Source organism: Vicinamibacterales bacterium (genome assembly GCA_036012125.1).
Lineage (GTDB): Bacteria > Acidobacteriota > Vicinamibacteria > Vicinamibacterales > UBA823 > UBA11600.
This window is the reverse complement of the sequence record DASCOS010000004.1, coordinates 192,073-205,098: the sequence shown is the minus strand read 5'-3', so window position 1 is coordinate 205,098 and position 13,026 is coordinate 192,073. Positions and strand designations below refer to the sequence as shown.

13 protein-coding genes are annotated in these 13,026 nt (G+C 55.0%); 6 read left to right on the top strand and 7 right to left on the bottom strand.

The window, feature by feature from the left end; all coding sequences use genetic code 11:
* Positions 1 to 9: 9 nt before the first annotated feature.
* Positions 10 to 432: a DUF420 domain-containing protein gene (locus tag QGH09_02215; protein ID HJO17000.1), complete on the top strand. Its 423-nt coding sequence runs from the start codon at positions 10 to 12 to the stop codon at positions 430 to 432.
* 84 nt (positions 433 to 516) lie between these two features.
* On the opposite strand, the gene QGH09_02210 is transcribed toward QGH09_02215, so the two are convergent.
* The gene (locus tag QGH09_02210) at positions 517 to 2,901 is read right to left on the bottom strand and encodes a DUF1343 domain-containing protein (GenBank protein ID HJO16999.1); all 2,385 of its coding nucleotides are present in this window, start codon (positions 2,899 to 2,901) and stop codon (positions 517 to 519) included.
* Between the two features lie 216 nt (positions 2,902 to 3,117).
* On the opposite strand from QGH09_02210, the gene QGH09_02205 reads away from it, so the two are divergent.
* Genes QGH09_02205 through QGH09_02195 form a run of 3 tightly spaced genes read left to right on the top strand, consistent with a single transcriptional unit; the run spans position 3,118 to position 5,405 of the window.
* Positions 3,118 to 3,870, top strand: coding sequence for a carboxypeptidase regulatory-like domain-containing protein (locus QGH09_02205; GenBank protein HJO16998.1), 753 nt, complete (start codon positions 3,118 to 3,120; stop codon positions 3,868 to 3,870).
* A 41-nt stretch (positions 3,871 to 3,911) separates the two neighbouring features.
* A complete protein-coding gene (locus QGH09_02200) occupies positions 3,912 to 4,496 on the top strand; it encodes a DUF1684 domain-containing protein (protein ID HJO16997.1) in 585 nt (194 codons plus the stop codon).
* A 24-nt stretch (positions 4,497 to 4,520) separates the two neighbouring features.
* On the top strand, positions 4,521 to 5,405 hold the full coding sequence (locus QGH09_02195; GenBank protein HJO16996.1) for a transglutaminase-like domain-containing protein: 885 nt from the start codon (positions 4,521 to 4,523) through the stop codon (positions 5,403 to 5,405).
* Positions 5,406 to 5,618: 213 nt separating this feature from the next.
* On the opposite strand, the gene QGH09_02190 is transcribed toward QGH09_02195, so the two are convergent.
* From QGH09_02190 to QGH09_02175, 4 genes are all read right to left on the bottom strand, one after another.
* On the bottom strand, positions 5,619 to 7,022 hold the full coding sequence (locus tag QGH09_02190) for a dipeptidase (protein HJO16995.1): 1,404 nt from the start codon (positions 7,020 to 7,022) through the stop codon (positions 5,619 to 5,621).
* 44 nt (positions 7,023 to 7,066) lie between these two features.
* Positions 7,067 to 7,867: an MBL fold metallo-hydrolase gene (locus QGH09_02185; GenBank protein HJO16994.1), complete on the bottom strand. Its 801-nt coding sequence runs from the start codon at positions 7,865 to 7,867 to the stop codon at positions 7,067 to 7,069.
* Between the two features lie 341 nt (positions 7,868 to 8,208).
* Complete coding sequence (locus tag QGH09_02180) at positions 8,209 to 8,424, bottom strand: UXX-star (seleno)protein family 1 (protein ID HJO16993.1); 216 nt, start codon at positions 8,422 to 8,424, stop codon at positions 8,209 to 8,211.
* A gap of 24 nt (positions 8,425 to 8,448) precedes the next feature.
* Complete coding sequence (locus QGH09_02175) at positions 8,449 to 8,883, bottom strand: thioesterase family protein (protein ID HJO16992.1); 435 nt, start codon at positions 8,881 to 8,883, stop codon at positions 8,449 to 8,451.
* 61 nt (positions 8,884 to 8,944) lie between these two features.
* Between QGH09_02175 and QGH09_02170 the strand changes: the two genes are divergently transcribed.
* A complete protein-coding gene (locus QGH09_02170) occupies positions 8,945 to 10,549 on the top strand; it encodes an FAD-dependent thymidylate synthase (GenBank protein ID HJO16991.1) in 1,605 nt (534 codons plus the stop codon).
* Between the two features lie 42 nt (positions 10,550 to 10,591).
* Here the strand turns inward: QGH09_02170 and def are convergent, their stop codons facing one another.
* Positions 10,592 to 11,116, bottom strand: a complete 525-nt coding sequence (gene def, locus QGH09_02165) for a peptide deformylase (protein ID HJO16990.1) — start codon at positions 11,114 to 11,116, stop codon at positions 10,592 to 10,594.
* Positions 11,117 to 11,157: 41 nt separating this feature from the next.
* Between def and QGH09_02160 the strand changes: the two genes are divergently transcribed.
* Positions 11,158 to 11,700 carry an NUDIX hydrolase gene (locus QGH09_02160; protein ID HJO16989.1) on the top strand — a complete coding sequence of 181 codons (543 nt, stop codon included), beginning with the start codon at positions 11,158 to 11,160 and terminating at the stop codon, positions 11,698 to 11,700.
* 13 nt (positions 11,701 to 11,713) lie between these two features.
* Here QGH09_02160 and thiI read toward each other — a convergent pair whose 3' ends face one another.
* Positions 11,714 to 12,889 (bottom strand): tRNA uracil 4-sulfurtransferase ThiI, encoded by a 1,176-nt coding sequence (thiI, locus tag QGH09_02155; protein ID HJO16988.1) that lies wholly within the window; start codon positions 12,887 to 12,889, stop codon positions 11,714 to 11,716.
* Positions 12,890 to 13,026 lie beyond the last annotated feature (137 nt).

Below are 13,026 nucleotides of genomic sequence, written 5' to 3'. Positions count from 1 at the left end.
AAACCATCGATGTTAGAGATTTCAGATCTCCCGTTGCTCAACGCCACGTTGAACGCCCTCGCGGGGATACTGCTGGTCTCTGCTTATGTCATGATCCGTAAGGGTAATGTCGTCAGGCATCGCGCCCTAATGTTAGCCGCCTTCTCAATGTCAGTGCTGTTCTTGGTCTCATACGTCATCTACCACGTGAACATAGGATCTCGGGCATTCACGGGTACCGGGATAATTCGTGTCGTGTATTTTGTTATTCTGGCAACCCACGTTGTCCTAGCCATCGCCGTCGTGCCGATGGCGGTCGTGACTCTACGCCGCGGCCTCCGGCGCGATGATATAGGTCACAAAGCGATCGCGCGCTGGACGTTTCCGATCTGGCTTTACGTTTCGGTTACCGGGGTCGTCGTTTATGGAATGCTATACATGCTACCGACCTAAGCCGCCGTGCTCCAGGCACCCTTCTTTGCTGTTGTTCCAAGACCGATACTTGATTCCAAGAGTAGGTACCAAGCTACTAGCAGCTCAGTAATACAGTAGATACGGCGCTCGTAGTCGGCGCCAGGCGGCTTCGTCAGCGACCCAACTTTGCGCGATAGCCGAAAGGTCTTCATTGGCCTTAACACGGTTTAGCGTGTCACGCGATCCAAAGAGACGGGCAGCTGCGTCAATTTCAAAAATGTCACCATAGCGTTGGTACAGTGCGGCTGCCACTTCGAGACCCACACGTACAGGCCGCAGCAGGTCTCGATTCGTAACAATCATGTAAATACCGCCGCACTGTTGGTCGGCGTACTTACTACTCTCTGGCGTGAACGCCACAGGATAGAAACGGATGCCCGAGAGACTCCGTGCGTTGAGATGTTCTGCTAGTTCAACACCGTCAATCCAGGGCGCACCGATTTGCTCAAAGGGCGCATCTGTGCCGCGTCCTACCGAGACGTTCGTGCCTTCGATCGCACCAATACCCGGATAGAGTGCCGCCTGATTTAGGTTACGCATGTTCGGTGATGGGTTCACCCATCGCAAGCCGGTCCAATCGAACCAAGCGTCCCGCATCCAGCCCGTCATTTCAATAACAGTCAGCTCGGCACCGATCTCTAGCTGCTCGTTGAAGAGACGAGCTAGTTCACCGAGTGTTAGTCCGTGACGGATGGGCATTGGAAAATAACCGGTGAAACCCACCGCCGTATCGTCCTGAATAGGCCCTTCGATCGCCACGCCGCCAATTGGATTAGGCCGGTCCAATACGACGATCGTCAGATTATGTAGAGCCGCAGCCTCCATGACATAAGCCATTGTGGTCATGTAGGTGTAGAACCTGGCACCAATGCCCTGGATATCAACAACGATGGTGTCGAGATCTTCGAGCATCCTTGACAGCGGTCGCCGCGTCTCACCATAAAGCGAGTGGATCGCCAGTCCGGTACGCTTGTCACGGCCAGAGGCCACGGCCGAATCTTCTACCCCCCGGATACCATGTTCAGGGCTGAATAACGCTACGAGCTCGACTTTGTCAGCACCATGTAAGAGATCAATCGTCGTGGTCCCGTCTTGCGCAAGACCTGTGTGGTTCGTCAGTAGACCGACCCGTTGGCCTTGTAACGCAGCGAAGCCGTCGGCACGAAGCACGTCAATACCTGACATCACCGACCGCGGTGTCGACGAAGGAGGGCCTCCGGACGCACCAAAGTCGACGCCGGTCATGCCACCCCCTTGGAAGCCTATGGTTGGGGGCACATCGGTGAGTGCGGCCGCGACTGCCGTAGCCACGCGAGCACGGAGAGCAACAACATTGCCCTTGCCATCTGGATGCACGCGGTTCGACAGGAAGATGATGTAGGTATCGGTCGTGGGATCAAGCCAGAGTGATGTCCCAGTGAAGCCGGTGTGACCAAACGAACCGACGGGTAAGAGTTCTCCTCGGTTCGATGCGAAAACCGAGTCGATGTCCCAACCAAGGCCCCTCCGGTTCCGTTCGTGCTGCGGGGTCGCGACAGTGGTCATCTTTGCCAGGGTAAGTGGTGCGAGTAAACGCGTACCGCCAATCGCGACCCTGCCTAGCAACATGCGGCAAAAAATAGCTAAATCGTGTGCAGTACTGAAGAGACCCGCGTGTCCAGCTACGCCCCCCATCCGGCGGGCTGTCGGATCGTGCACTATTCCACGTAGCATCACCGAACTGGGTCCGTTGCAAGGCCACCCGAGGGGTGGGCAGGCTTCAGTCGGTGCAATCCTCGGCACGACGTCAACTGGTGGGTTAAACATCGTGTCAACCATTCCGAGCGGTACGAAGATCCGTTCTCGTACGTACTGGTCAAGTGGTAGTCCGGAAACTCGCGCAACAATCTCTCCAAGTAGAAAAAAGTTTATGTCGCTGTAAACGAACTGTCTGCCCGGCGGCGCCAACAGCACTTCTTCGGTGGCGCGATGAATCGCCTCGTCGTAACCCTCAAACTCATCTGCCAAATCGAGGTCTGGCCTCAAACCAGACATGTGCGTTAGAAGGTGTCTAATGGTGACACCCTCTTTGCCATACCGTGAAAACTCTGGAATAAACGTCCCGACGCGATCGGTCAGGCGGATTTGGCCCGCTTCGACCAACTGCATTACGCTAGTCGTCGTGGCAACGACCTTGGTAAGTGAAGCGAGATCGAAGATGGTGTTACGCGTCAACTGCTCGCGGGCCGGCACTAGGGCACGATCGCCGAACGCTTCGAAATAGACGACCTCGTCCCCACGGCCGACCAAAACAACCGCGCCGGGGAGTTGTCCCGCATCGATGGCCTCGCGCACGAGTACACCGACTCGTGCCAGCCTGGCTTCGTCAGTACGCTGGCCAGCAATAAGCTCAGATGTGTTCAGCAGTACACCGAGCAGAAGTCCGATCACAACACCACGTTGGTTCATAGCAATACTCGGGTGCCGACAGGCACCAGAGTTCTGGATTATACTGGCAGACACGATGCCTTGAGTGAAACCGCCCGACGGGTTGGGGTCGGATATCCAATATCATCAAGGTGTTATATGCAAACCATAGCGAATTTCTGTTTGTTCTCTGTATGCGTGGCCTTCTGGCTTACCACTAGCACGGTAGCTTTTGGGCAAACACGAGTCGTTGGCACAGTGCGCGACGAGAGCAATAGACCGATCCAAGGCGCATCAGTCACCGCTGAGAACGGTAACCGTAGCTTCACTGCTACAACTGATTCCGGGGGGAATTTTGGCTTTGTTACCCTGCGGCCAGGCAATTGGATGTTCACTGCGAAAGCGCTTGGCTTCACACCAGCACAACTGCATCGGCGCGTCAGAGAGATAGCCCGTAACCCCGAGATAAATTTGTTCCTAGCCCGCGGCGCTTATGGTGAGCGGTTCGGGGCCTTAGCAAATGTAAAGTCGACCGATCTGCAGGAACAGTTGCAACAGGCCGAGGAGCTATATTCTGCTGAGCGCTACCTGGAAGCAGTTGCCGCCTACGAGAAATTGTCCGTAATGGTCCCGGCACTCACAACACTTAAGCTAATAATTGGTGATTCTTACCTCAACATCGCGCAGTACGCCGAGGCACAAGAAGCCTATCAGGGCGTGCTTGCGGCTGAGCTAGACCTTGACCTTAGCCTGAACCGTGAGTTGCTTTACAACTTCGGCGAAACACAATTAGCCTTAGAGGGCGCCGAACGTGCGGTCGGCTGGTACTGGCGCGCCCACGAGACCGATCCAGCATGGAGCAAACCTCTTCTCAAGCTGGGCGAGATCGCACTCGCCGCAGGTGACCAGTCTGAAGGGCGGCGATACCTGCAAATGGCCATCGAGGCCGAACCAGGCTCCAAAGAGCAGTCCGTCGCAACCGCGATGCTCAAGCAATTGTCTCAGCCTTAGCAATGACTAGAGGGTCAACCACCGCACCCTGGAGTGCGGCCGTGCTTATTGCGGTGAGCGCCTGTAGTGCTCCTCCACCGGATGATCTGTCCTACGTCGACACACTCCTCGCATCGCGGACAGCCAAGGACCAGGCGTTTGAAAATAGTGCGGATTCCCCAGTCCCTGTTTCTCGCCGTCAAGACCTTCTTCCACTAAGTTACTTCTTACCTGATGTCGATTACCGAATCCCTGCATCGCTCCGCGTTGACAGTGAACAAACAATCTTCGAAATCCCCACATCGACGGGCAAGCGGAGGTCAATGCGCCGCGTGGGAGTCCTAGAATTTCAACTCGAGGGAAATCCTGTCACGCTGTCAGCTTTTGTCGAAGTCTTAGCATCCAACAACAACAGCCTGTTCGTGCCATTTGGCGATCTGACGAATGGCAGGGAGACTTATCCTGCTGGACGTTACCTTGACCTGGTGGTGACACCAACGGGAATCTACGACCTCGACTTCAATACCGCCTATCACCCATTTTGCTACTATGACGTGCGCTTCGACTGCCCGTTCCCGCCACTCGAGAACCAGTTGGCATTAGCGGTCCTCGCTGGGGAGCGGCTCCCGGGAGAATGGGATAATTAAAGAAATGCATGGACTTCGAATCAGATGATCAATGTTGATAAGCTGGCGCGCGAGTTTGCTGACACGGTCAGCGGCCAAGCTCCAGACCTCGCACGCGCAGCACTGCTCATCGCCAGGCTCGAACACCCGCACCTCAACCCCACGCCATCCCTCGAGTGTCTTGACCGCATGGGTAGCGAGGCACGGAAGCGGCTAGCGGACGGAGATGGCAAAACTCAGCAAGCGCAGTTCGAAATCCTCAGCCGTTACCTGTTTCGGGAGCGGGGCTTTACTAGCAACCCTGCAGACAACGAAGATCCCAGAAACAGTTGTCTGAATCAGGTGCTCGATCGACGGACAGGCATTCCGGTAACACTAGGGATTGTCTTCCTTGAAGTGGCTCAACGAGCTGGAGTTCGTGCGGCGGGAGTCAATTTTCCAAGTCACTTCCTAGTACGATTACAAGCGGAATCATCGGAGTGGAAACAGATGCCACTTGTCATCGACCCATCCAATAACGGCAGGATAATGGCCGAGGGTGACTGCCGTGAACTACTCCACCAACATCTCGGTGACGACGCCGAATTCGACCTTCGACTTCTCAAGCCGGCAAGTGATAAACAGATCATCGTCCGAGTCCTCGAAAACTTGAAACGAATGTACGTCAGGTTACGTTCTTTCCCACAGGCGCGTGACGTGACTGAATTACTCCTCGCCATTAAACCATCTGGCGCCGTCGATCTTCGCGACCGTGGCTTGCTGGCCTATCACCTGCGAGACTTCTCGGGCGCCCTGAGAGACCTCGAAGCATACCTGCACATTACGGGGCGAACCAGAAACGGTGACGTCCCAGTGGATCGCCAGACGGAACACGAGCAGATCTGGGAACACATCAAGATGTTGCGAAGGCGAGTGGCAAGTTTGAACTAACTACCACTGCGGTTAGTGTAGCGAACCTTGCCACCATTCTCTCCGAGAAACGTTTGTCTCGGCGCTGCTGTTAGATTGAGGTTGCATCTTCGCCTTCGACCCTACTTAGAATAACTAAAGGGTTATAGAAGGTATATTGGCTCTTCTTAGTCGCTGCAGGTCGATACCTTTGACCATCAGCACAGGCCTTGCTTCATAACCTATCGACTGGTGTCATCCACCACCCGATTCCGCGGTTGCCGCGTGACCAGTTAGCTGGCCAATCTCATCGTACAAACAAGCTGAGGCAATGATGCCGTTAAAAAAATTACCGAGATCCAATCTTTCATTTGGCGCGTGTGCATTTTCGTCTGGTAGGCCAATCCCAAACAGCACCGATGGTAGATCAAGCACCTCCTGGAAAGTCGCCACGACCGGAATCGAACCACCTTCACGGTTAAACACAGGTTGTTGTCCGAAGCCTCGCTCGACCGCACGGGCGGCGGCCTGCACATAAGGATTGTCAAATTCGGTCATCCAAGGCCTCCCACCATGCATGCGTGTAACGGCTAACGTAACCGTCTTCGGCGTAACTTTGCGAAGATAGTCCTCAAACTGTTCGGCGATCGTATCAGGCTCCTGATCCGGCACAAGCCGCATACTTACCTTCGCCGTCGCGGTCGCCGGAATAACAGTCTTAGCTCCATCACCAGTGAAGCCCGACTGAAGACCATTGACTTCGAACGTCGGCCTAGCCCATACACGTTCGAGCGTTGTGTAATCCCTCTCGCCAAACAATTTGGGTGCCCCTATTTCCTTGCGGTAATGCTTTTCGTTGAACGGTAGTTTCTTGAATTCGGCACGCTCTTCCTCTCGCAACGGACGTACAGCATCATAGAAGCCTGGGACCTTCACCCGACCGCCGCGGTCTTTCATCTGTGCGAGCACCTGGCTCAATACGAAAGCCGGATTGGCAACCGCACCACCGAACGAGCCAGAGTGTAAGTCGCTCGCCGTACCACGGAGGTCAATCTGGAAATACGTGAGTCCTCGGAGACCGTAACAAATGGACGGTACGCCGCGATCGAACATCGGGGAATCGGAAATTACGACCACGTCGGCGGACAACTCATCACGCCGATCGCGGATGAAGGCATCAAGGTTCTCGCTACCAACCTCCTCTTCACCCTCTAGAACGATCTTCATGTTCACCGGCAACCTAGAGGTTTGTCTCAGGTGCGCCTCGATCGCCTTAAGGTGCATGAACACCTGGCCTTTGTCGTCGGCTGCGCCACGCGCATAGATCTCGCCACTTCGCACCGTGGCTTCAAAAGGCGGCGATTCCCAAAGCTCTAGCGGGTCGACTGGTTGGACGTCGTAGTGTCCGTAATAAAGAATGGTGGGCGCACCCTCAGCCTTCAACCATTCTCCGCAAACGATCGGATTGCCGGGTGTCTCGTAAAGCTGAACGTGATCCAAGCCGACCCGTTGCATTTCTTCCGCCGTCCATTCTGCACAGCGTCTTACGTCCGCAGCGTGCTCGGGTAACGCGCTGATACTTGGAATCGCTAGGTAGGCTTTCAACTCGTCAATGTAACGATCTCGGTTCGTGTGAATAAAATCGATGATGGTGTTCATATAGACCTTCGTGATGCCGTTCAGTCAACAGCGGACAAACAACCTTAGGTCGATGTCCAACGGTTCGCGTCGGTTTGGATTCGATCTTCGACGCGGAGCTTCTTTAGATGTGCCAAAACGCTTTCATGAGCTGCCGGAATGAGTTGCGGCTCCAGAAACCCATAGACACGCGACACTAGCCCGTCCACTGTGTCAATACCGGCTCGGATTGCCGCCAAGATTTGATCTTCACGCGATTGGCGATGATCAAGGTAGTGCCGCACAAGAGTTACTGGATCGTCAATTGCGGGCCCATGCGCCGGGAGCAGCCGGGTTGGCTTGAGCGAAAGCACGCGCTGAAGTGACGCGAGATATGCGACTAGGTCGCCCCCGGAACTTCCTGGAATCATCACGGTACTTCCGCTAACCACAAGGTCGCCAGTAAATAAAACCCTGGAAGTGCTATCCAAGAAGCACAGATGGTCTGGCGCATGACCTGGCGTGTGCACAGCCTGGAGTGTTGTATCACCGGCTGGGATCAAATCACCGTCGGCGATTGGAGTCCAGAACACCGAATAGCGATCGTCGCGTTCCGGCCAAGGCATCTTAGCGGCCACAACCTCTGGCCACCTTGTCATGAGTGCGCTAATGCCGGAAGCGTGGTCGGCGTGCCCATGAGTCACGAGAACCTTCGTTAGCGAAGTGCTCGGCGACTGCACTAACGCGTCGGCGACGCCTGTAACATGCCGAGAATCACCGGTGCCCGCATCAATCAGCACAGGTGATTTTCCGTTAAGGAGATAGGTATTGTTACCAGACCCGGTGTAGGACCCGGGGTTGTGCGCAGGAATCAGCTCATAGTGCATACCACCTCGTCATGAAACAAACCGGGATTCACTAGCACAGAATGGAAGTGGAACCCCGAGCTTATGAAGCAGAATGAGATGACTGAGAAGAGTAACGACGTAGGCGGAAGAACTAATGCTGAGTGAACAGGGTAAACGACGACGCCTTGCGGATCGAAAAAATGCGACTGAAGAACAAAAGCGCCTGACTCCCAACTGAGGATAATTACGACGGTCCGAGATTCCGAGCGGCAATTATCGTGCCGCGCGCGCCAGCTGTCAATCTTGACTGACAGAGACACGCACCGTTTAATCCCTTCGGCGCCCAATAATAAAGCTGCCACCGGCAGCCATCATACCCCTCATGTGCCGCCAAATCCTGTCGTGACCGTGTCATTCTCAACAATCACTGGAACCTTACGTCGACCGCCAGTGTACTCCAGCATGCGACGCAACCCGTCAGCGTCCTCCTTAACGTTGACATAATCGACCTCAATGTTCCGCTTGGCATAGTCCTCACGGGCAGCAGTGGTATAAGGTCACGTGTCTTTGCCGAAGATGTAGACGATCTGATTCATGCTACTCATTCCTCTCTTGCGGAATCACCGTAACGTTTCCTCGAGTACAACGCGTAATGCATTGGGAATGGGGACCGGCCGTTTGGCTACGGCGTCGTAGGACACCTGCACGGATTTCGCTGTTGCTATCAGTCGGCTGCTCGATTTTTCGATGACCTCGTATTCGTAACTGAAACTCGAACGCCCAACTGCGGAAACCTTCACCAACACATCAAGGACGTCACCATACTTAGCCTCCGATCGGAAGTCACATTCGGCGTGCGCCAGGATCGTTCCCGGCTGCTTCGGCACTCTGTCGCTATCGGTCAAGCCGTGATCGCGGGACCGGCCCTGCAAGTGGCGTAAAAACACCCAGCGTGCTTCTTCGAGGTAAGTGAAGTAAACCGCGTTGTTCACGTGGCCAAACTCATCACAATCTCGAAACCTGACGTCGATTGAGTGATGAAAGCTACTACCCATGACCTAGCGCGGGGAGGAAGGAAGGTTGACGGAACCTCGCACCGCCCGACTATTATACGGCGTGCCCGACGAACGCCCATCTGCCGAATCATTCACCCCAGAGGAACGACGGCTCCTCGAACCGTATTTCACGAATCTCGAGGGACCAGTGTTCGCGCTGACAAATTTACCGGACGTCGTCAAGGGAGCACTCTTTGCCCGATACTCGCGATCCGCAAAATCGCTGCGTCGACTGTTTCTCGATGAATTCACCGACAAAGTTTCCGGAGCCGACCGTCAGGCGCCAGATGTTGGCGTCGAGCGTGCCGAGCGACTCTACACACGCGTTTTCCACGAGTACGGCGATGACTCGGTCGCTCAGTTGGGCGGGGCGCACATCGCCTGTGAGGGTGCCTCAAACCTCCTAACGAAGGTGCTGGAGCGGGGTAGGCTCGCAGCGTATCTCGAACAATCAACACGCTACATACCCTACACCGACCGCCCGCAAGGCCACTGGAAATACTTAATCCCGGAAGAACTTAACGGGACGACACTGCGCGCTCAGTACGTCCGGACCCTCGATCGCGCTTTCGAAATTTATAACCGGTGGATCGAACCGATGCAGGATTACTACAAGGCCAAGCATCCGAAGGATCCAGAGGATTCGGACGGTGTCTACCGGGCAGCGATCCGTGCGAAGGCCCTTGATACATTACGTGGCCTCTTACCGGCGGCAACGCAATCCAACGTGGGCATTTTCGGGTCTGGGCAGGCATATGAAAGATTGCTTCTACAAATGCGCGCACATCCACTGACCGAGATGCAGCGATATGCGGAGATGATGCTAATTGAACTGCGCAAGGTGATCCCTGCGTTCCTGACACGTGTTGACCTGCCCAACCGAGGCGTTCTGTGGAGCGACTATCTAAGCACTACGCAGACTGACCTAAAACAAACATCAATGACCGTATTGGCTGACATCGACCCCCAACTACGAGATGAGGTGTCGTTGGTCGATTTTGATCCAGACGGCGAGGTCAAAGTGGTCGCTGCCGCACTCTATGCGGTGTCAAACCTGCCAGATTCTCAGCTACTCGCCATGGCGAGGCAGATGTCGGCCAGCGAGCGGGCGTCAATCTTAAAAGCCTACATCGGCGCCAGGACAAACCGCCGCCATAAGCCGGGCCGCGCATTTGAGCGCACTGGTTACCGTTTCGATGTGCTATCGGACTACGGCGCATTTCGCGATCTCCAAAGACATCGTTTGCTCAGCATTGAATGGCAGGATCTGACAACCGACCACGGCTTCAACGAACCAGCAGCAATCGAAGAAGCCGGTGCCCTTGCCGACTGGCGGCAGGTCATGGAGTCATCGGTTGAGCTACACGAAGCTCTGCAGAAGGCGACCCTCGGCGCGGTGGCACCGTATGCAGTCGCCATGGCATACCGTATCCGCTTTTACATGCACATGAACGCGCGAGAAGCCATGCACGTGATTGAGCTCAGGAGTGCCCCGCAGGGACATCCAGCGTATCGACGTGTCTGTCAAGCAATGCATCGACTAATTGCCGAAAAGGCAGGTCACCGGGCTATCGCGGCCGCGATGCGATTCGCTGATCATTCGGCCGTGGACCTCGAACGTCTCCAAGCTGAACGGGCTTCAGAGAAAAAGCGGCTCCGGTCCTAGAATTATTTTTGGTCCAGAAGCCAAGAAGCAGGAAAGTGGTGATTAGTCTCTCTCTGTGTTCCAAAATCGAGAGAACTCATTGAGATGAGTGAGCGAGTCGAAGGATTGCATTCGATCAACAAACAGCACGCCGTTAAGATGGTCGGTCTCGTGCTGGATAACACGCGCGGCGAGGCCGTGAGCGGTAAGTTGCATTGGTTCACCATAACGGTCGAGTGCACGCAATTCCACTTCAGGCGCGCGTGGTACCCGTCCCCGTAGATCCGGAATGCTCAAGCAACCCTCCCAGTCCTCGACGGTCGGACTACCAAGCAACGTAAGGACAGGATTAACGACAACTATGAGAGGCATCGGGTCGTCGCCATTCTCAATACCAGCAACGAAGATTTGCCGCTGCTCGTGCACTTGTGGTCCGGCTAATCCAATCCCTTGGTACTCAACCATCGTCTGGATCATGTCATCGATTAACTTCTGTATGACTGGTGTCAACAACTCCGAACGTTCAACGGGCCGAGCTTTCTCACGAAGCACGGGGTTGCCCATACGCGCAACATTGAGGATAGACATTCCCTCGATTATACGTGAGCAATAGGTGAGACACTGAGACGATGACTCCGTCACAAGAACACGCCTACCGTTACTGCCCTCTGTGCAGCAGTGTGCTTACAGCGAAACTAATAAAGGCCGGTGAACCGGAACGACTCGTTTGCGGGGAGTGCGAACACGTGGTCTACCTCGATCCGAAGGTGGCGGTCGGCACGATCATTAGGATGGAAGATGACCGAATCATACTCGTGCGCCGCGCGATCGAGCCAGGCTTTGGAAAATGGGTGTTTCCGGGTGGCTACGTAGATCGTGGTGAGGAGATGACGGCCGCCGCCACTCGGGAGGCGCTCGAGGAAACGAATCTCAATGTGCGGCTCGTCGGATTAATTAATATCTATTCTTACACCGGCCGCACGCCTGTCATCATCGTCTACGCTGCCACAGTGGTCAGCGGCGTTCTACGCCATTGCGAGGAGTCGCTCGAAATCGGCCGCTTCTCACGGAACGAGATCCCATGGCACAATTTGGCATTTCGCAGTACCCAAGAAGCACTGCGCGATTATTTCGATGGGCATCTCTATCGCCACGGATTTGATGAAAAATAGGTTGAGCGCATCCCTAAGGTTGTTTCGACGGAAAGCTCAGATGTTCAACCATCGCTTCAGCAATAGCACTCTCGACAATCTCATCGATCGGTAGAGTAGCTTCCGCAGCCTCAGTCTCTACCACTGTAGCCCGGGTCGCTGGGTGCTTTGGTGTGAAAAGTTGACAGCAATCCTGGTCAGGTATGATTGAGATTGGGTATGTGCCAAGAGACCGTGCCTCGTCCGTGATCTCGTTCTTATCGAGGCCAACTAGCGGTCGGAGTACGGGCAAGCGAGTCACTGCGTTGATCACCGCTAAGTTCTCAAGAGTCTGTGACGCAACCTGCCCTACAACCTCGCCAGTCACGATTGCGCGAGCGCGTGTCTTATGCGCCAAGCGATCCGCAATACGTAACATCAGACGACGATAGATGATCACCCGTAGAGGAGGCGGGACGGTAAGAACGACCTGCCGTTGGATTTCTCCGAAGGCAACCATGGTGAGGCGGGATCGCAACTGCGACCGCGTGAACAGCCTAGCGATTTCACGCACCTTGTCCTGCGATGCCTTCGAAAGAATCGGATAGCTGTGAAAGTGGATGAAATGAACTTCACAGCCACGCTTCATCATGCGGTAGGCCGCGACGGGTGAATCAATGCCGCCTGAAAGAAGGCACGCGACGCGACCACTCACGCCACTCGGAAGCCCCCCTGCGCCCTGCTGCTTGCCGAACGAGTAGTACACTTCGTCAGTCAGCATTTCCAGATATACTGTCAGGTCTGGCGCCGACAGATTTACCGTCCAACCCTTCGCTTCCTTGATCCTGCCCCCAACTTCTCGCTCGATCTGCGGCGAGGTGAGCGGATACCGCTTGTCAGCACGGCGCGCCGATACTCTAAACGACCCGGGTTGCCGATCGCCCAGGTCGGCCACTACTGCATCCGCAATCTTGTCCAGGTCACCCCCCAGCACGTGCCCAGCTTGGGCAAAGTTGGCAATCCCGAATACTAAGCGCAACTGTTCAGCTAACGGTTCCCACTCGGCTGTCGGACCGAGTTCCAGCTTGATACGACCCATAAGGGACCGCACTTTCGTGACTCCTAAATCGGCTGTGAGTGCACGGAGATTGCGCACCAGTCGTGCAATGAACCAAGGACGGTTGCCGCCCTTGAGTGCAATTTCCTGGTAGTGAATAATGACTGACTTCATTGAAATGTTTACCTGATTCATACAAATCGTAACTGGCTACTCAATAAGTAACAAACGCTATCCGGTCGCCCACTGCCGATCGTTGTCAACACAAGTAAATCATGGGAAACTCAGGCACGGCTTTCTCCCTTGTGTGC